The sequence below is a fragment of the Microbacterium sp. Marseille-Q6648 genome, assembly GCF_943181415.1.
GTDB lineage: Bacteria > Actinomycetota > Actinomycetes > Actinomycetales > Microbacteriaceae > Microbacterium.
In genome coordinates this window covers 8215-30302 of sequence record NZ_CALPBZ010000005.1, presented here as the reverse complement: position 1 = coordinate 30302, position 22088 = coordinate 8215, and the positions used below count along the sequence as shown (strand labels likewise).

1 protein-coding gene (running past one end of the window) is annotated in these 22088 nt (G+C 70.9%); it reads left to right on the top strand.

Going from position 1 to position 22088, the window contains the following annotated elements:
• Nucleotides 1-22088 carry the 3' portion of an FG-GAP-like repeat-containing protein gene (locus NFR93_RS12360; protein ID WP_251453637.1) on the top strand. Its footprint begins 16438 nt before the window's first position, so only the last 22088 of its 38526 coding nucleotides appear in the window; its start codon lies beyond the left edge, outside the window; it ends in the stop codon at nt 22086-22088.

Sequence of the window (22088 nt, the reverse complement as noted above, 5' to 3'; positions counted from 1 at the left end):
CCGCCGTCATCGACGCCGCCGTCGAGGGACTGCTCGACACGGATGCCGCAACCGACCGCGTCGGCGTCGTCAAGGTGGGGAACGTCTACACCGTCACGTGGAAGACCAACGGCAACCAGGTGGTCCTGCAGCCGAACGTCCGCGTCCTCACGCTGCCCAAGGGACCGTTCCTGCGGGTCGCCGCCGAGAACATCGCCGTCGCCATCTCGGGTGTCACCATCACCGCGGACTTCGCCTTCGAGCGCATCGGCAGCGGGGCCACCGCGGTATCGAAGATCGCCCTGGCGAACGTGACGCTCAGCGAGACCGCGAGCATCGGCGGCACCAACCCCGGCATCGTCTCGGGCAGCGGCTTCCTGGTCGTCTTCCCGCCGCTTGCGACCACCGACGCCGATCCGGCGACGGTGACCACCACCGGCGGCGTCGCGGGCATCATCACCGGTACCGCCAAGACCGCCGCGGGATCCTTCGCGCTCAACGCGTCGGTCGGCTTCACAATCAACACCACGGGTGTCGCGGTCGAGCAGTCCATCCTGCTCGGCGGCGAGACCCTCACCATCGACCTGCCCGCCACCCCGACGTTCCGCTTCATCGTCCAAGACCTCGACTTCAGCTTCGGGGACGTCCTCGAGATCCGCGCCGGCGAGTTCGCCATCAGCGGCGACACGTTCTCGGGATCGGGTCTGGAGATCTTCATCGGCTCGGGCCCGTCCAAGCTCCCCGGCGGCGGCGCCAACCCCGACGCGATCGGCGTGCTCATCCGCAACGCCACCGTGGAGTTCATCCGCGGCGCGACGGCCGCCGACGGCTGGGCGCTGCGCGCCACCGGCACGATCGCCTTCCTCGGTCTCGACGGGCTGGACATCTCGGGGACCGTGTCGTTCCAGGTCAGCACCGCCACCTCGGGGTCCTTCGCCCTCCCGACCGTCGGCACGATGAGCGGCCCGATCGCCGCCGGTGCGTTCTCGTTCGCGGTGACCGGAGTCGTCATCGCCGCCGGCCCCGTCACCCTGGGTGGCTCGCTGCGGGTCAACCGTCAGCCGAACGGCACGCTCGACCTCGCGCTCTTCGACGCCAAGATCCTCGTCACCGCCGGCGGCCGCAACATCGCCAGCCTCGCCGGCTTCGCGACCTTCTCGGTCTCGCCCCAGACCGGCTTCCAGCTGGGCACCTTCAGGGTCACGTCGTTCGCGATCGCCCCCACCACCGCGCCCACGTTCGCGAGCTCGACCACCCCGCCCGCGATCGTGAGCGGCGACCTGGCCGCACCGCTGCGCGGCGCCGTGCTCACCGGGCCCGTCACCACGATCGACGTCACCTTCACCCCGTCGGAGGGTCTGATCGACACCGCGTCGGTCACGACCGGCGCCCCGGCGATCGAGGTCACCGCGGCCGGCGTGAGCGGGACCTGGACCGTGGGCACCCCGGCGCCGGTGGCGGGCAAAGCCAACACCTGGCGCTACACCGTCAGCGCGCCGGGTGGCGCCGTGCTGCCGACGACGACGATCGTGACGGTGCGCTTCGTCGACGGCGCCGTCACGACCGCCGGCGGGGCTGCCCTTCTGGTCGCCGAGAGCGAGACGTTCTACCTCTTCAGCCCGACCGCGCCCGGGCAGAAGCCCGGTCCGGTCGCCTCCCTCGTCACCCCGAGCATCAGCCAGACCCAGCTCAACGCGCAGGGCTACATCGACGTGGTGTACACCTCCGTGCCGGCGACCGCCGGCGACGTCGCCGCGCCGATCATCAAGAACACGCTCGAGACCGTCGCCCCGTTCCGGCTGTCGGGCCTGCTGGGCGACGTCGCCCTCGACAGCAACGGCACCCCGATCCTGCTCGGTGCCCCGCTGCTCATCGCCGGTGCCGCGGCGGGGGCCACGAGCGTCACGTACCGCTACTTCTTGAAGGACAAGAACCCGAACAACACCCTGGGCCTGTTCACCGGCACGGGATCGATCACCCTGACGATGACGCCGGGCGCGGTGGCCGCCGGTGCGGCGGGCACGACACCCGCGTACAACGGGGTGCAGGCCCTCGCGCTCGCCGTCACGGCCGGCACGGTCGGCGAGCGCACCGAGGGCGGGCCGATCGCGCTCGGACCGCTCACCCTGCAGGGCCCGACGGTCGGCCTCGGCGGGTTCGGGTTCTCGGACGGCAAAGTCCTCGTCTCGGTCATCGTCGGGGTGCAGCGGGCGTCCCTCGCCTTCGGCGGCGACCCGACCACGGGTGCCGCCTCCACCGCGCAGACCAACTCCGGCGTCACGGTCGACCTGATCGGCATCCAGGGGTCGTTCGAGCTCGCCGTCGACGTCTTCGGACTCCTCGGCGGCACCGTCGACATCGGCCTCACCGGCAAGTGGGGACTGCAGGTCGCCGCGCTCGACGCCCAGATCCCGAACGTCGCCCGGCTGCAGGCCACCGGCATCCGGGCGAACTACGATCCCAACGCTGCGGCCGACCAGGAGCTCGTGCGCATCAACACCGCCACGATCACCTTCCCCTCGTTCGGCATCACCGGCTCGCTGCGGCCCTACGACCCCGCCGCGTCGTCGAACATCACCGCCAACAACGACCAGACGCTCGGCGCCGGCGTGATCCCGGGCCTCACCGTCTACGGCGACGGCTTCAAACTCGGCACCGCCGAGCTCGCCTACGGACTGCCTCCCACCACCGGCACCCCCGACGCGGCCAACGCCCTGACCCCGTCGACCCCGGACCGCACCATCAGCTTCGGTGGGATCCTCGAACTCGACGACATCCGCATCGGCGTCTCGGGTCTCGAGGTCCGCTTCCCGGCCGCCGGGGCTCCCAGCACCGCCACCGCCGGCTTCACCGGCGTCATCTTCGTCGCCTCCGGCGGCGCCAGACTCTTCCCGGGCAAGGCCTTCGGCGCCACGCTCACCGACCGCACGACAGCCGACGACCGTCGTCCCGACGGCACGCCCGACGACGAGGCGTTCCGCATCGCGCTCACCTTCAGCGAGGGGAGGGTCGACGCGTTCCAGCTCACCGTCGACACCCTCGAGATCCGCCTCGGCACCTACGTCACACTCACCGCTCGCGACTTCCGGCTCGACACCGGCGCGACCGGCTCGGAGATCATGGTGCAGTTCCAGGCGGTGGGCGCGAAGGTCACGATCGGCTCGCTCGCGATCGCCGGTGAGGGCCGCAACTTCGCCATCCTCGGCGACGGCTCGTTCAACGCCCTGCCCGGGTTCGGCGTCTTCCTGTCGGTCGGCTCCGCGACCGGCGACTCGTTCAAGTGGCCGACGTTCCTGCCGGTGCGCATCGATGCGATCGGCATCCAGTGGGACGACGTCGAGAACGCGCCCGAGGACTTCGTGCTCATCCTGTCGGCCAGCGTCACCGGCATCCAGGGGCTTGCCGGGCTGCAGATCACCGGCGCCGTGCAGGGAATCCGCATCCAGCCCTCGCTGCTGCTCGAGGGCAAGTTCCCGATCATCGGCATCGACTCCATCGGCGTCACCGTCAAGGGCAAGATGTTCGGCGGCGATGTCTCTGCGGGTCTCGTCGGCGGCATCCTCAAGCTCGACTCGGCGTACAACGTCATCGGCGTGTTCGACACCACCACCCCGGTCGCGCAGCGCGTGTTCTACCTCGGCCTCGAAGGCACCATCTCGATCGCGGGGCTCGCCGGCTTCGGGATCCGTCTGGGGCTCTCCGAGCTCGGTCCGCTGCAGGTGTACCTCAGCGTGAACGTCCCTGGCGGCATCCTGCTCGAGCCGAACTCCGGGCTGTCCATCAACGACTTCGCCGGCGGCGTCGAGTTCTTCAAGACCCTGCCGTCGATCGAGGACCCCTTCGCGCTGCGCTCCTCGGCGTTCCAGCTGCCCACGGTCCTCACCGCCGACCAGTGGCTGCTCGGACTCCAGCAGCAGGTCGCCCTGCAGGCCAAGGCGATCGCGCAGAACCCCGGCCAGAGCGGGTTCGCCGCCGCGTTCACATCGCCCATGGTGATCACCGGCTCGGCGAAGATCTTCTCGATCTACACGTCGCAGGCGGTCTTCAACGGGCAGGTGATCATCAAGATCTCGACCGACGGCAAGATCCTCATCGTCGGAAAGCTCAACTTCGCCGCCGACAACATCTCGATCAGCGGGCGTCTCTACGCCGATCTCTCCAAGGTCGCCAGCGGCAACGTCACCATCCTGTTCCTCGCCGACTTCCCCGACCAGGTGCGCCTGCTCACCCTCTACGGCAAGCTCAAGATGGGCTTCCGCAACTCCTCCGGCAACGAGGTCACGTTCGACGTCGTCGAAGGACTGGACCCGATCGCCACCGGCACCGCGCCGACGGTGGGGCTCGGCTCGCCGACCACGAACGGCGGCTCGGTGGACGTCGGCGTCGTCAACGGCGCGAACGGGTCGGTCAAGCACATCGACGTGTCGTACACGCCGCCGGCCGGGGCCAGCCTCGACATCGCCGGCATCCTCGACAACGGCCAGGAGTTCACGCTCTGGTTCGGCGGCACCCAGCGCACCACCATCACCGGGCGACCCGTCCCGATCGTGGCCGTGACGACCGACAGCGGCATGGTGTTCGTCGAGCTGCGCACCGACGCGACGGGCGCCTACTACACCCTCGACGGCGACCGTGTCGACGTCGTGCTCGTCGCCGACCTCGACGCCGGCGCCGACCTCCTCGAGACCGCCGTGCGGATCACCGGCACCACCCGGTTCCGCTACGCCATCGGCACCGCCGCCCTCGGGATGGGCCGGTGGGAGCTGCGCTTCGCGGCGGGAGCGGTCGAGAACGCCGACCTCACCACCGAATCGGGCACGACCGCCGGCGCCGGCAGTGCCGCCACCACGCTGTCGTTCACCGTGGTCGGCGCGACGGCCACCGTGACCAACCCGACCCCCAACGCCTCCGTCGACATCAACGTCATCAACGGCCGCGCGTGGATCCAGGTCACCTTCACCAACCCGACCATGTTCGCCATCGACCCGGCCTCGATCACCGACCTGGCGCCGGAGTTCCAGCTGTCGGGCGCCGGTCTCGGCACGATCCGCCTCGACGGGACGCAGGCGCCCCAGCTCCTCTCGAGCACCGCCACGACCGCGACGTACCGCTACTGGCTCACCGGCCGTTTCGCCACCACCGGCGCCGTCAACCTCACCTTCCTCGCAGGCAGCTGGTCGTACCTGCTCACCCTCACCGGTCCTCTGGTCATCACCGACGAACCGGGCGAGACCGGAGCCGGCAGTGTCGGCATCCGATTCCCCTCGGCGGGGCAGCTGGGCATCCCGGCCGGTTTCACCATCGACCCGGCCTCGGTCATCCAGCGGCTGTCGGGCCTCAGCTTCGGCGCCGCCGGCGGCTGGGCGCTCACCCTCGACCCCACCGTGCCGATCACCGCCACCGAGACCCCGGGCGAGTTCCGGCTCCCCGTCGTCGTCACCGCCGTGGGCACCGCCGGCGCCCTCACCGCCGCCCTCACGGCTTCGGTGCTCGGATACCGCGGCCCCGTCACCGCGGGCGCACAGCCCGGCCAGACCCTGACCGTCACGCCGACGGCCTTCCTCGACGTCGACTTCGACGCGGCGGTCGACGGCAGCCCCCTCGACCTCGCCTCGATCCTCGATCTCGCGCCGGAGTTCGAGCTCTACGGCGAAGGCCTCGGGTCCATCTCGATCGACTCCGCGCGGGCGCCCGTGCAGGTCGCCGGGGCACCCTCGGGCAAGATCCGCTTCCGCTTCTGGCTCACCGGCGAATACGACGCGGGACTGTCGGTCACCCTCACCCGCCTCGCCGGCTCGTGGTCGTACCAGCAGAGCGTCACCCCGACCGTGCCGAGCATCAGCGCTCCCGGCTCGAGCCTGGTGTGGAGCACCGATCTGGTGATCAGCTTCCCGGATGCCGCCACGGCCGGCCTGCCCGCCGGCTACGCCGTCGACCCGGCATCGGTCATCGAGCGCCTCGGCGCGCTGACCTTCACCGCCGCCGCATCCGGCTGGACGGTCGTGCTCGACACGTCGCGCGCGATCCGCGCAGGAACCGTGACCGGCCAGTTCCTCATCCCCGTCCTCGTCGAACGCGAGACGGCCGCGCAGGCGTCGTCCGCCGTCACGATCGGCGCCGTGGACGTCTCGTACGCGGCGACGGCCGCACCGGCATCCGACACCCCGTTCACCGCACCGGGACGCGACTACATCGATGTGCCGTTCACGGCCCCGACCGGGCTGCGCTTCGACCCCGCGACGCTGCTCGACCTCGACGAGTTCACCCTCGAGGTCGTGCGCGACGGCTCCGCCCTGACGATCACCGTCACCGGCGCCACGATCCTCGTCGACGCCGACGGCGTGGTGTGGGTCCGCTACCAGCTGTCGGCCCCGCTGCTGCCGGGCGACGAGGTCGAGGTCGTCTTCGCTTCGGCCGGGTGGAGCTACACGCAGGCGGACGGCACGACCGCGTACACCGGCGCCGCCCCGACCGCGGGCACCCAGCCCGGTGTCCCCGCAGCGGTCACCATCAGCCAGCGCACCATGTCGTACCTCGACGTCACCTTCACGCCGCCGGCCTCCATCGACGGCGAGACGTTCACGATCCTGCCCGGATCCGTCACCGGCGACGAGTTCACCCTCGCCGGGCCCGGCGCGGGCGGCATCCAGATCATCGGGGTCGTGCACCTCGGCGGCAACACGTGGCGCTACCTCCTCAACGGCAGCTTCGCCCCCGGCCGTGTCGACATCATCTTCGACCTGACCGCCTTCGACGTCAGCCCCGCCCGCGCGCCACCGGCCGGCACCACCTTCACCCAGTCCTTCCACGTCGTCGGGGCCACCGCGGATGCCGTCCGCACCACACCCGACAACCCGGCCACGACCGACGTCGACGAGTCGAAGACGACTCCGCTGTCGGGAGCCACCATCGGCCGCGACCTCCTGAACGCCCTGAGGTACCTCGAGATCCGCTTCCGCGGCTCCGACGGCTTCGGCATCGACCACACCACGATCGACGGCAACGAGATCGAGTTCCGTGACGCGTCGGGCGCACTCATCGCCCTCTCTGCTCCGGTCCGCGTCGGCACGAGCGACATCTACCGCTACTCCTTCAGCGCCACGCTCGCCGCCGGCGCCTACACGATCACCTTCCTCGCCGGCCGGTTCGCCGACCTCGGCGGTCGCCTCAACTCCGCTGAGACCGAGACCCTCACCCTCACCGCCCCGACCGCCGTCGTGACCGACCCGACACCCGGCTCGGTGGTCGATGTGAAGGAGCTCGCCGGACGCGGCTGGATCGACATCACCTTCGGCGCCTTCGGCGGCTTCGCGATCGACCGGGCCTCCATCACGGATGCCGGCGGCGAGATCACGATCACGGCCGACGGCGTCGAGCTCGTCGTCCTGGGTTCGCCCATGCTGGTGACCGGCAGCACCTACCGGTACTTCTTCTCCGGCCACCTGGCCGGCGCGCTGGTCGTCACCTTCATCGACGGCAGCTGGCTGAACACCCAGGGCACGCTGTTCGCCGCCGCGAGCCACGCCGGCACCGCGAGCGCGGAGTCCGACCTCTCGTGGGCCACCATCGGTCCCCGGACGTGGGTCGGGGTCCGGCTCACCCCCACCTCCGGCGCCGAGGTCGACACCACCACGCTCGGCTCGAACGACCTCTCGTTCTCCGGCGGCGGCACGCAGGCGCTGGTCTTCTCGGGCGTCCAGTACGCCGGCGGCCTGGCGATGTACTCGTACACGCTCGCGACGGCGCTCACCGCGGGGACCGTCACCGTCACCTTCGCCGCGGGCGCGTGGGCCGACACGGCGGGCAACCTCGCCGCGGGCAGCACCCACACCTTCCGGCTCATCGAGCAGGGAACCAGCTTCTTCATCGAGCTGTCGGGCGGCATCCTGCTGCAGGCGGGCGACTTCCTCGACGAGCCGCTCATGCACATCAAGGCGCAGGTCATCCTCGAGATCGACTACACCCGCCTGGTGTTCATCCTCACCTTCGCCGGACAGCTCGACGTGTACGGCCTGGGCACGCTCGGGTCCACTGCCGGACGATTCGTCCTCGCCATCGGCGACGAGACGACCAACCCGATGTACCCGGTGCCGCAGTTCTGGGGCGTGGCGTCGATCGAGACCAACTTCGAGGCACTGCGGCCCTACGGTCTGCAGCTGAGCGGCTCGGCGCAGCTGCGCATCAACCTCACGAACGAGGTCAAGACCGAGCAGCTCACGCTCACCGGGGTGGGCCCCGGCGGCACCGACCTCACCGAGGAGTTCGTGCTGCAGCCGTTCAGCTTCGGCTTCCAGATCGTCGGACAGGCGATCGTCGCCCCGGGCGGCAACGAGCTGATGCGGATCCAGGGCGGGCTGTACCTGAACATCTCGGCGAACCCGCCGACGCCCTCGATGGAGATCTTCCTCACCGGACGCCTCTCGTTCGGGTCCGGGTCGGCGCAGCTCGAGTACGGCTCGGTCACCGGCGTCCTGATGATCTCGACCCGCACCGACGGCGGCGCGATCCCGGGTGTCGCGGGCAGCATCCGCGTCTCGACCGGTGTCGGCATCGGCCTTCCGAACGTGGGATCGCTGTTCTCGGCCACCGGGTCGGTGAACGTCATCTTCAACACGACCCTCGCCGACCAGACGTTCGTCGTGCCCAACGCCTTCCTGCCGCTCCTGCTGCCCGGCCAGGCTCCGGTGTTCTTCATCCCCAAGTCGCCTCCGGGCATCGACGGCCAGCCCGACCCCGCAGCGCCCGCGGGCGGCAGCATCTACGTCGTCGCCAGCATCCAGGCCGAGCTCACGATCGGCGGGGCCTTCACCCTCACCGGGTTCATCGGGATCACCGCCGCCATCGACCCGTCCGGCACCGCCTACCTCAAGATCGACGGCATGGTGGGGACCACGATCCCCTACCTCGGCTCGCTGACGGGTGCGCTGAACCTCGCGGTGTACGTCGGAGCCCAGACCGGTGTGGTCGGGCGCGTGCAGCTGACGCTCGGCGCGAACGCGATCCCCGGGGTCTCCCTCAACGGCCAGTTCCTCCTCGAGATCAACACGTTCAGCTCGTCGCGGCAGATCCGCACCTTCGTGGTCGACACGCAGACCGTCAACGGAGCCCCGGTGTTCGGCGGATTCCAGCGCCAGAACGGCCAGCTCGTCGTCGCCAACCAGACGATCGGGGTCGTCGCCGGCTTCCGCCTCGAGATGTACGGCTCGCTGCGGGTGCTCAACGTCCTCGAGATCACCGGACACGTCGTGCTCACGATCGGCGCCGGCCAGCTCTCGCTCGTCGTCAACGGCCGGGCCGCACTCGAGCCCTTCGGCGACCTCACGATCGTCGACTCCGGATTCTCCATCACCAGCCGCGGCGTCGTCGCGCGCTTCGCGATCGCCCTCGACGCCGGGTTCGGCGAAGACATCGGCATCGGGTTCTCGGTGAGCGCGCTGCTTCAGCTGAACACCACGGGCGCCTCGGCCGTCATCGGCAGCACGACCGTCGCCCCCGGGTTCCTCCTCCGCCTCGACGGCACCCTCAACTTCCTCGGGTTCGCGCGCGGCGCGGGCTTCGCCGAGATCCGCATCGCCACCGGCGCGTTCGAGATGCGCTTCGGCGTCTCGTTCGACCTCGCGGGGCTCCGCTTCAGCGCCAACGGCGTGGCGGGCGTCTACGACGACGGCTTCGTGATGTCGGTGGCCGTCAGCGCCTCGGCGGACGCGTTCGTCTTCAGCCTGAGCGCGACCGGCACGCTTCGGATCAACACCGTCGGCGAACGCCGCGCGGGCGTCGACCCCGGCTTCAAGCTGCAGCTGACCGGGTCGGTGACACTGCTGAAGCTGTTCAGCTTCAACGCCGGCTTCACGATCGAGGTCGGCAAGACCAGCGCCACCGACACGTCCTACGCCGCCGGCGACTGGTACCTCGACGCCTACGCCTCGCTCTCGTTCTTCGGCTTCAACTTCTCGGGCACGATCTTCCTCAACTCCGACGGCAACTTCAGCCTCGTCCTGTCGGGCCGGATGCAGCTCGGCGGGAGCTTCATGGGCATCCGCGGCAGCTTCTCGCTCGAGGTCTCGTTCCTCTCGCACGAGCAGGACGGCATCGTCTGGTACACCCTCTTCATCGGCGGCTCCGCCAGCGTCGAGGTTTACTTCGACTTCAAGCTCTTCGAGATCAGCCTCGGCGTCGGACTCGACCTCGCCGTCACGGCCGACTCCCGGACCGCCGACTCCAACGGCGACGTCCCGCTCAACTTCCGCGTCACCGTCCGCTTCAAGGTCCTGGGCTCCTGGTACTCCCGTTCCGCGACCATCCAGATCGGCACCGTCCGCTTCCCGGTGGTGCCGTACCTCGCCGGCAACAACGTCACCTACACGGGCGTCAACGCCTTCAAGAGCCTCCGCGAGTGGAAGAGCACCGACCGCGACCTGTACCTCAACGTCGGCGCCGCCGCCCAGCGCACGGCCCGGAGCGTCTCGAGCGCCGTCACAGCCGAAACGGTCTACATCGAGCAGATCGGCAACCTCAGCGGGGGACTGGCGACCATCAAGGTCACCGCCTTCGGCCACTCCCGCACGTACGCCAACGTCCAGCGCATCTACGGCTACTTCGGCGACGGCGTCGACAACCTCGTCATCGACCCGAGCGTGCAGATCCCCGTCACCATCGACGGCGGCACCGAAGCCGACACGATCCTGCTGCAGGGCTCCGGAACCGGATCGGTGCTCAGCGGAGGCGACGGCAACGACGTCATCACCGTGGCGGGCTCCGCGACCGCCACGGTCCACGGCGGCGCCGGCGCCGACATCCTCCGCCACACCGGCACGGGCACCGTGACCCTCAACGGCGACGGCGGCAACGACCAGCTGTTCGGCAACCTCATCACCGACGTGCTCAACGGCGGTGACGACGACGACACCCTGTCGGGGCTCGCCCGCACCTACAGCGGCGGTGCCGGAGACGACACCATCCTCGCCACCGCGGCCGTCTTCACCTCGGGCGCCACCCAGGTCGTCGACGGCGGCAGCGGCACCGACCGGCTCACCCTCGTGCTCGGCGGCGGCTCCGACCTGCTGACCATCGGCAACCCTTCGTCCGAGCTCCTCCGCCACACCCTGAACGGCCTCACCCGCGACACGTACGACATCGAACAGCTGGTCATCGAGGCGGGCGCCGGGTCCGACCAGATCATCCTCAGCGACATCACCGCCAACGCGTCCGGCATCTCGTCGATCGAGATCGCCCTCGGCACCGGCGGCACCGACATCGTCACCGTGCTCGGCTCGGGCTCGGCCGACGCCTTCGTCGTCACCACCGACGGCGCCCGCACCCGCGTGGAGCGCACGACGGCGGCGGGCTACGACGTGTGGATCGGCGGCGGAGTGCGCGCCCAGGGCGACGCGCTCGTCATCGACGGTCGTGACGGTGCGGACTCGCTCTCCGCCGCCGGGGTCACCGCCGACCAGCTGGCGCTCACCCTCATCGGCGGCCTCGGCTCCGACACCCTCGTCGGCTCGCGCTTCGACGACATCCTCAACTCGGGCGCCGGCGACGACATCGTCACCGGCGGGCTCGGACGAGACACCTTCCGGGATGCCGGGGGCGTCGACACTCTCGTCGAGACCTTCTCGGGCGTCGACTTCGGCCTCTACGACAACCTGTTCGTCGTCGGTCTGGTCGTCGGCACCGACTTCGGCGTCGGGTCGATCGCCGAGGACCTGGACGACATCTTCGAGATCGCCCGGCTGACCGCGTCGGGGTCGGCCGCGACGACCTTCCTGGTCGGCGACGCCGACGGCTCGGTGCTCGTCGCCGGCGTCCGCCGCACGTCCGAGCCGTGGACCGGGACCGCCTACCTCGACGGCGGCGCCGGGGACGACCTCGTCCGCGTCGAGCTGACCCGCTCCACCGGCCTCGCGGTCCACATCGACGACTCCGCCGGCACCGACCGCCTCGACGTTCGCGGGTCCACCGCACCCGACGACCTCATGATCGACATCGTCTCTTCGCCGCCGGCCGGCACCGAGTCCAACCGCATCCGACGGGTGTCCTTCGACGGCGCCGGCACGACGACGACGCTCGGGACCATCACCCACGCCGGCGTCGAGCTGGTCGAGATCCGCACGCTCACCGGCGGCGACCGCGTCGCCGTCCGCGCCATCGCCGTCGAGCACCGCATCTTCACCGGCGAGCACACCGACCGCATCGCCGTCGGCTCGAACGCGGCGGGCGCCGGCACCACCAACACGACGTGGACGAACACCGGGGGCGACGTCAACTCCATCTCGGCCCTCCTCGTCGTCGACGGCGGCTCGGGCCCGGGTACCAGCACGGGAGCCGATCTTCTCTCGATCGACGACACCCGCGACACCCTGGCGAACACGGGTGCGCTGACCTTCGAGTGGATCACCGGCCTCGGCATGAGCACCGGCATCCGCTACACCGGCCTCGAGCAGCTCACGATCGACCTCGGGTCGGGCGGCGACACCTTCACGATCCACTCGACCCACGCCGGCTCGACGGTGCTCACCACCCACGACGGCGGGGACACCGTCATCGTGCGCAGCATCTCGGGAGTCACCTCCGTGGCGACCGGGGCGGGCACCGACACCATCCGCATCAGCTCGACCGCGAACGGCGTCGGCGGCGTGCTCACCGGCATCGCCGCACCGCTGACGATCACCGGCGGCGCGGGCACCGACACGCTCTACGTCGACGACACCGCCACGGTGCTCGACCGCATCGGCGTCGTCACGGGGGCGACGATCTCGGGTCTCGGCATGACGGGCGGGTCGCCCACGCCGAACCTGGTGCAGGTCGTGACCGTCCGCGGCGCCGTCGACGGCCGTTTCACCCTGACCGTCGCCGGCGTCGGCACGACGACGCAGCTGGCCTTCGACGCGACCGCCGCGCAGGTGCAGGCGGCGCTGGCGTCGCTGGTGGGCGCGGGCAGCGTCGTCGTGACCAAGGCGGGCGACCGCTGGACCATCGCGTGGACGGGCGCGCTCGCCGGTGCCGCCGGCTGGGCGCGCACGCTCACGATCGGCGCGGTCGCCGGCCGCCCGCTGGTGCCGGCCTCGGGCGGCGCGGTCAGCACCGGGGTGCTGGTCATGACCGACGGTCGCATCGCCTACGACGAGGTCGAGGCGCTCGACCTCACCCTCGGCTCCGGTTCGGACGTGCTGAACATCGACGGCACCCACGCCGGCACGACGACCGTCAATGCGGCCGAAGGCGACGACCGCGTCTTCGTCGAAGCGCTCTCGGGCACCACCACCGTCCGCGGACAGGGCGGCGACGACTGGCTCGTCGTCAACGCCGCGCCCGGCCCCGTCGGGGTCAACCCCATGGCCGGGCAGACGCTCAACCTCGACGGCGGCGCCGACTCCGACTACTTCCTCATCGACCTCTTCGGCGTCGGCAGCAGCCGCATCAACACCCTCGACATCCTCGACGGCGGCTCGAACGTGCTCGTCGTGAACGGCACCGCCGCGAACGACACCTTCCTGATGCGGCGCAACGCCACCCGCGCCCTCATCGCGGCGCTGTCGCAGCCGGGTGCGATCGCGGGCCAGTTCGGCGCGGTCGAGAAGGTCACCTACGGGCAGGAGATCACGGGCGGCGTCGTCATCAACGGCCGGGCCGGCGACGACACCTTCGCCTTCGACGACACCGCGTCGGTCGTGGTCGCGAACGGCGACTCCGGCAACGACCGGTTCCGCTTCGGACAGCTCTACACCGCCTACACCGGCGACGCCGAGTTCCCGGCATCCGCGTTCTTCTCCTCGACGCGCGGGAAGCTGACCCGGGGCGTCTCGTTCACCGCCTCGGTCTTCGGCGGCACCGGCGACGACGTGTTCGAGGTCTTCCGCAACGTCGCCACCCTGAACCTGTACGGCGACGCCGGCGACGACACCTTCGTCATCCGCTCCTTCGTCGGCGAATCCGAGCTCGCCGCCGTCGACGCCGGCGAAGGCCGCAACTTCATCCAGTACGCCGCGAACGCCCCGGTCAACATCGACGGCGGGTCGGGATACGACCTCGTCGTGATCATCGGCACCGAGTTCAACGACACCTTCGTCATCACCGCGAACGGCGTCTACGGCGCGGGCCGGGTCGTCCGGTACACCAACGTCGAGAAGGTCTCGATCTACGGCATGGAGGGCAACGACGTCTTCCACGTCCTCTCGACGAACCCCGCCATCGAGCTGTCGATCTTCGGCGGCCTCGGCTCCGACCGCGTGGAGGTGGGCAGTGCCGCTCCCGCCGTCCAGGCCGACGACCTTCTCGGGCACACCGGCCTCGTGCGCCACTCCGTCGAGAGCACGGTCGCCAACAGCGCATGGGCGCTCATCCCGGTCGACGGCATCGCGACCGAGATCATGGACAACGACGAGCCCACCGTCGTGATCGCCCCCGTCGGCGGCTCGCTCGTCCTCCGCGAAGACGGCCCGCACGGTGCGGTGTCGGTCCGGCTCACCCACGCGTCCGCCTCGGCGGTGCAGGTGACGCTCGTCGGCCCGGCCATCGACCCGACGTCGACGAGCCGCAGCCGCTACATCGAGCTGTCCGTCGACGGCGGCGCCACCTGGCAGACCTCGGTCACCCTGAACTTCGACGCCGGCGACACCGGCCAGCGCACGGTCCTCGTCCGGGCCATCGACGACCTGTCGTCCGAGGGGGAGTGGCTGGCTCCCATCGACGCGATCGTCACCGGCGGCGCCTACGCCGGTGCGCTCGTCGCCACGACGTTCGTCCGCGTCCTCGACGACGACGCCCCCGCTGTGCCCGTCACCGTCCCCGACGGCGGCATCCGCGTCATCGAGCGCTCCGGTGGCGCCGGCGGCACGACCGCGACCTACGAGGTCCGCATCACCTCGGCGCCGCTCGGCACCGTGAACGTGCGGGTCACCGCCCCGACCGGGCTGAAGATCTCGACGAACGGCGTCGACTGGGTCTCGACGCTCGTGCTCGCCTTCACCACCGCCGGAGCCCGGACCATCCACGCCAAGGCCGTCGACGACACCGCGGTCGAGGGCCAGCACGTGCAGGCCATCACCGCCGTCATCGAATCGGTCGACCGCCGCACCGGCACGGTCGCCGGCGCCGGCGGAGTCCCGAGCGAGTTCGTCTTCGCCGGACTCACCGCGGCGCCCGGGTCGCTGAAGGGCCACCTCATCCGCATCGTCACCGGTGCCGGAGCGGGACAGACCGCCCGCATCTGGGACAACACCGCCACCACCATCGAGATCGAAGGCGAGTGGGATGTCGCCCCGACGTCGGGGGATGCCTTCGTCATCACCGGCTACACCGCGCCGATCGTCCAGAACGAGATCGTCGGCACGGTCACCGCGATCTCGCCCGACCAGCGCACCGTCACCCTCGGCGGAGTGGTCCTGCCCACCGCGAACGGCGGACTCAGCGGCGCGCTGCTGCGCATCGTCGGCGCCAACGGCACCGCGACCTACCGGACGATCGCGACGAACACCGCCACCACCATCACCGTCTTCGACCCGTGGGGAACGGGCACCTTCACCCTCGGCGTGACCCAGGTCTACGTCGCCGAGATCCCCGGCGAGATCGTGGAGCGCGTCAACGTCCTCGTCCACGACGGCGACACCGCGGGTGTCGTCATCACGCCCATCGGGGGCGACATCCGCCTCGTCGAAGGCGCCACCGGCGACCAGTTCGGCGCGGAGGCCGCCTACACCGTGCGGCTCACCCGCGCACCGGCATCCGGTGAGACCGTCACGATCACCCTCGACGCGATCGCGTCGTTCACCCTCGACATGGGCGGCCCCGACTGCGGCCTGCCGAACGGGTGCCGCGAGGTGCAGCTGGAGTTCTGGAACGGCGCGGCCTGGGTGGCGCAGCTCGAACTGACCTTCACATCCGCGAGCTGGATGACCGATCAGGTCGTCCGGGTCCGCGCGATCGACGACGTCCGCATCGACGGCGGCGACGTGCAGGAGTTCGCCGACGCGGCCCGCCGGGTCCACCTGATCCAGGGTCCGCTGTACCTCTCGGGCGGCGACGACCCGAACCCGCCCGTCACGCTCGAGCTCGACGGCTACCTGCCCATCGTGCTGCCGGGCGAGAGCTCGTCGAGCCCGCTCCCGGTCACCGCGAGCACCGCCGACGCGATCGAGACCGCGCAGGTGGACGTCCTCATCGTCCACAACGAGGACAGCCCGGCGAACGACACCGGCGTGCTGACCCGCGACCGCATCACAGGGCTCGGCATGGCCGGGGACTACTCGCTCGCCGGCCGCCCCGTGCTCGGCGGAATCCGCTACGCCGGCTTCGAAGACCTCACGATCCTGCTCGGCTACGGCGACGACGTCTTCGTCGTCGAGAACACCCACGCCGGGACCACGACCATCCACGCCGGCCCCGGCGACGACACCGTCACGGTCCGCACCGTCGACGGCCACACCCGCATCGTCGGTGGTCCGGCCGGCTCGGCGGCTCCGCTGTTCGGCAACACGGACGACGACGTCTTCCACGTCGGCACCGCCGGCGCGGTGCTCGACCTGCTCCGGGCGCTCCTCGTGCTCGACGGCGGCGTCGGGAACGACACCGCACACCTGTACGACCACGGCGACGGCGACGACAACCTCGGGTGGCTCACGCAGGACACCCTGACCGGCCTCGACATGACGCCGCGCACCGGCGTCGACGAACTCGGCCGCCCGCTCGACCGGCTCTACGCCGTCACCCCGCGCGGCGCGAGCTTCACGATCCTCCTCTCTCAGATCCGCAACGGCGTGGCCACCGGCATCGGCGCCGTCACCTTCGCCGCGAACACGTCCGCCGCGGACGTGCAGGAGGCACTGCAGCGCCTGCTCTTCCCGACCACGCCCGGCGCCGACCCCGGCGTGTCGATGAGCTGCGGCGACGCGGACGCGACCCAGTGCGCCGCCAGCGTCTACGTCTGGCTGGTGGGCGGCACCTACCTCATCGGCTTCCGCGGCGAGGTCAACGAGAGCACCGCCTCACCGGTGCTCATCCAGCTCGGCGCGCTCGGCGCCGGCACAGCGGATGCCGCAACCGACGCGGGGGCGAGGTCCGGCATCCGCTATCACGGCCTCGAGACCCTCAACCTGTCGCTCGGTGCGGGCCATGATGTGCTCAACGTCCGCGGCACGCTGCCCGTGACGAACGTGGCCTTCGGCCCCGGCGACGACCGCGTGTACATCTCCTCGCGGGCCGACGTCGGACGCACCGAGCGTCCCACCTTCCTCGCCGGCGATCTCGACCGCATCGCCGGCACCCTGAACCTGAACCTCGGCTCCGGCCGTCACACGCTGCTGCTGAGCGACGAGGGCGCCACCGCCGGCGACACCGACGTCCTCATCACCGACGTCGCCGCAGCGGCGCGGGCGGTGGACGCCGCGCTGTCGACCACCGGAGAAATCTTCGTCACGGGACTCGCTCCGGCGGGCATCTCGTGGCGCGCCGATGCCGGCGGCACGTTCGCCGACGGCATCCGGATCTGGACCGGCGGGCTCGCCGACACGATCACGATCGACGGCACCCACACCCGCGCCGGCGTGCGCACCACCACATGGCTGAACACCGGTCTCGGCGACGACACCGTCACCGTCGACCTGCAGGCCGGTGAGGACGGCTTCTTCGTCCTCAACACGCAGGGTCCGAACGACAACGTGCTCGGGCTCGGCGCCGACCTCGACGACGGTGACGAGCCCGTCCGGGCCGACACCGTGGCCACCATCACGGTGACCCGCGACGGGTCGACCTGGACGCTCGACCCGAGCCGCTACGTCGTCTCGACCACGCTCGACACCGCGGGGCTCTTCGACGCCCTCCGCCCCGGCGACCTCGTGCGGGTGACGCTGCACCTGACCACCTGGACGGTCCAGACCGCCGGATCGTACGACCTCGGCGCGACCGGCGACCTCGTCGGCTACCGGGTGTGGGTCAACGGGCGGATGCTGGCGGCCTCCGAGATCGCGCAGGCCGGCGGCCTCCTCACCTTCGCCGCGCCGGCGCAGCGCGACGGGTCGGCCGCGCACGTCGTGGTCGAGGTGACGCGGAGCGCCCTCCGCACCTACACGATGCCGGCGCTCGGGGCGATCCTCCCCTCGGGCACGACCGACGACGACGTGGTCGACGGACAGACCTCGACGCTGCCCCTCATCGTCTTCGGCGGCATCGGCGCCGACCAGCTCCACGGCGGCACCGGCGGCGACATCGTCTTCGGCGACCGCGGCATCGTCGAATGGGTCGACGCGGACGGCGTCGTGGTCGCACGCTCCGGCACCGGCGGCCCCGATGACATCACCGACGGCGCCGTGCGCCCCGTCGGCCTCATCACCACCGTCGACCCGACGATCGGCTCGGCGGACGTCATCACCACCGGCATCGGCGCCGACGTCATCCTCGGCGGCGCCGGTGGAGACGTCATCGCCGCCGACCGCGGCCAGACCGCGGGCGCTCCCGACGGGCGCAACGTCGTCCTCGGCGACCACGGCCGCTTCATCGCCGCGAGCGGCGCGGTCTCGCCGACGTGGGGTGGGACGCCGATCGGCGCGGGTCGCATCGAGACCACCGACCCGGCACTCGGCGGCGCGGACGTCATCCGCACCGGCGCCGATCGCGATCTCGTGCTGGGCGGTGCCGCCGGCGACACCGTCTTCGCCGGCGACGGAGCCGACATCGTGCTCGGCGACCACGGCTACCTCGTCCTGGCCGTGCGCTCGGGTGCGCTGCACGCGCTCACCGTCGCGATCACCGACAACGCGGTCGGCGGCGCCGACACCATCCGCGGCGAGGGCGGCGAGGACCTGCTCATCGGCGGCACCGGAGCCGACCGCATCGACGGCGGGACCGGCCGCGACCTGATCTTCGGCGACAACGTCTCGCTCGATCGGTCCGCGGGCTTCGGCGATCACACCAGCCCCCGGTTCCGCACGCTGACCGGCGCGCAGATCTACAGCACCGCGCTCACCACCGCCGGTCAGGCGCTCGTCACCGACGGGGCACGCAACGACCCGGCCGGGGCGACCGCCTGGAGCGACTTCCGCATCACCCTGCTCGACCACGCCGCGACCACGCCGACGAACCGCTACGGCGCCGACCGCATCGCGGGCGGCGCGGCCGACGACATCATCTTCGGTCAGCTCGGCGACGACGTGATCGAAGGCGACGGCTCCATCGACAACACCGTCGGCGCACACCGCACCGCGGCCGGCGATCTCGTCCTGGCGCCCTCGGTCGCGGCGGCGAGCGACGGCGACGACTACATCGAGGGCGGCGGCGGATCCGACGTGATCTTCGGCAACCTCGGTCGCGACGACATCATCGGCGGCAGCTCCGAGCTGTTCTCGCTCGTCACGCCGGCCCAGCGCCCCGACGGTGCCGACCTGATCTTCGGCGGCGCCGGCACCGCGGTGGGACGCAATGACGACACCTCGGGTCACGCCCGCGACTCCGACAACATCGTCGGCGACAACGGCAACATCCTGCGCCTGGTCACCGTGACGTCGACGGGGGCGACCCAGTACCGCACCTTCGCCTACGACACCTACGGCGAGACCGTGCGGCTGCTGCCGCGCGCGGTCCAGCTGCTGGACTACACGCCCGGCGGGCCCGACTTCTCCGGCTCCGCGTCCGCCGACATCGGGGCAGCGGACGAGATCCACGGCGAGGCCGGCGACGACACCGTCTACGCGGGACGCGGCGACGACGTCATCTTCGGCGACGCCGGGGACGACGACCTCATCGGCGGCTGGGGCCACGACTGGATCTCGGGCGGCACCGGCGTCGACGGCATCCTCGACGACGACGGGCGCATCTTCACCAGCCGCAACGGCATCGCCGAACCTCTGAACGGCGTGACGGCCGCCGACGTCCAGGTCGAGATCGCCACGCCCGGGCGCGTGCAGATCGCCGTGCTGTTCCCGAACGGCAAGCTCACCAAGCGCGTCGATCTCACGCCGTTCGCCGTCAACGACGACCACCTCGACACCCTCTACCGCGCGCTCCACGCCAACGACGTCCTGTTCGGCGGCTGGGACGGCGACTTCATCCACGGCGGCTCCGGCGACGACGCGATCTCGGGCGCCGAAGCGCTGCCCGTCGGCTACGGCGTGGGCGGCGTCCGCAGCGACTTCGCCCGCCCGTTCAACGACGGCTCGCTCCTCGGGTTCGACACCACCAGCGGCGAGTTCGCGCTCTACGACGAATACGCGCCGATGCGGAAGATCCTCGTCGGCAGCGGCGAGTGGTTCCTGAACTTCACGCCCACCGAGGGCCGCCCGGACGCAGGTGCGCTCTCCGACGGCGACGACGTGCTCTTCGGCGACCACGGCAACGACTGGGTGGTCGGCGGCACCGGTCGAGACACTCTGTGGGGCGGCTGGGGCAACGACCTGCTCAACGCCGACGACGTGCTGACCACCAACGGCGGCGAGAACGACCAGCCCGACACCCACACCTCGTACGAGGACCGCGCGTTCGGCGGCGCCGGTCTCGACGTCCTCATCGGCAACACCGGAGGCGACCGTCTCATCGACTGGGTCGGCGAGTTCAACAGCTACCTCGTGCCCTTCGCCCCGTTCGGCCTCGGCACCGTGAGCCGGCAGGTGATGCCGGGTCTGTACGACTTCCTGTACCGCCTCTCGGCCGCGCAGGGCGCCGACTTCACGATCGCGCAGCTCTCGGGCGAGTTCTACGCCGCGCGCAACGGCGAGCCCTACGGCGAGATCGGTCTGATCGTCCAGCAGGACGACTACTGGCAGGACCAGACGGGCGGTCCGCGCGACCCGCAGCCCGGCAACGTGCCCGGCGGCAAGCGGGATGTGCTCCGCTCGGCCTCGTTCAGCAGCGGCAGCGCCGAAGCGTTCTTCGCCGACTCGGGCGTCTTCGCCGTCAGCGGCGGGTCGCTCACCGTCACCGCGACCTCCACCTCGGGCGACGCGGCCGCGGTGTACTACATCGATCAGTACCTGCCGATCTACTACGAGCTGCACGCGCAGGTGAACCTCACCAAGCCCACGGGCGGGTGGAAGGCCAACGCGTACGTCATCTTCGACTACTTCGCACCCGACGACTTCAAGTTCGCCGGCGTCGACCAGTCCACCAACAAGCTGGTCATGGGCCGCCGCACCGCCGCCGGCTGGATCGTCGACGTGCAGAGCTCTGTTCAGGGCGGAGTGAAGTACAACACCTGGTACTCGATGCTCGTCGCCGTCAACGGCACTACGGTGACCGTTCTCCTGAACGGCAAGACCGCCTTCACGCACACCTTCGCGCCTCGGATGGTGGACGGCGTCGCCGTGGGACTCAACAAGGGCTTCGTCGGCGTCGGCTCCAGCCAGGCACGTGGCGTGTTCGACAACATCTCGGTCCAGGTGCTGCCGCCGCAGATCACGCTCGACGTGACAGAGGGATTCGACGACGGAGCGGGGCTGGTGAGCGACACCGTCGGGGGCACGTGGACGGCGTCGCAGGGGGTGCTCACCGGTTCCGCTCCGGCATCCGGGCCGTCCGCGATCGCGCTCGCCGACGTCGCCGCCGCCCTCGCCGCGAACGCCTACCTGGAGCTCACCGCCGCGGTCACCCTGCAGGCGGGCGCGCGCGCCGGCATCGTGTACGACTACTACAACGCCGGGGACTACAAGTTCATCGTGCTCGACCTCGCGGCCCAGGCCGTCCTGTTCGGGCACGTCGCCGGCGGACGCACCGTCATCGACCAGACCGTGAGCCGGGCGCTGGCGGCGGGCGTCCGCTACGAGATGCTCGTCACCATCAAGGGCGCGTCGGTCTCGCTGATGCTGGGCGGTGCGTTCATCGCCTCGCGCGCCTACAACGCCGCGCTGGCCGACGGTCGCTTCGGTCTCGTGGTCGCGTCGGGCACGGCACGCTTCGACAGCCTCCGGGTGCGCACGGACGGGTACGCGCCGCCCGAGACCCAGACGGCGCTCGCCGGCTCCGAACCGGCACCCGCAACCGACCCGGCGCCGGAGCCTGCGCCCGAGCCCGAGCCCGAGCCCGAGCCTGCGCCCGAGCCTGCGCCGGAGCCCGAGCCCGAGCCCGAGCCGGCGCCCGAGCCGGAACCTGCACCGGGGCCCACTCCGCCGGGCCGCGGCAAGAAGTAG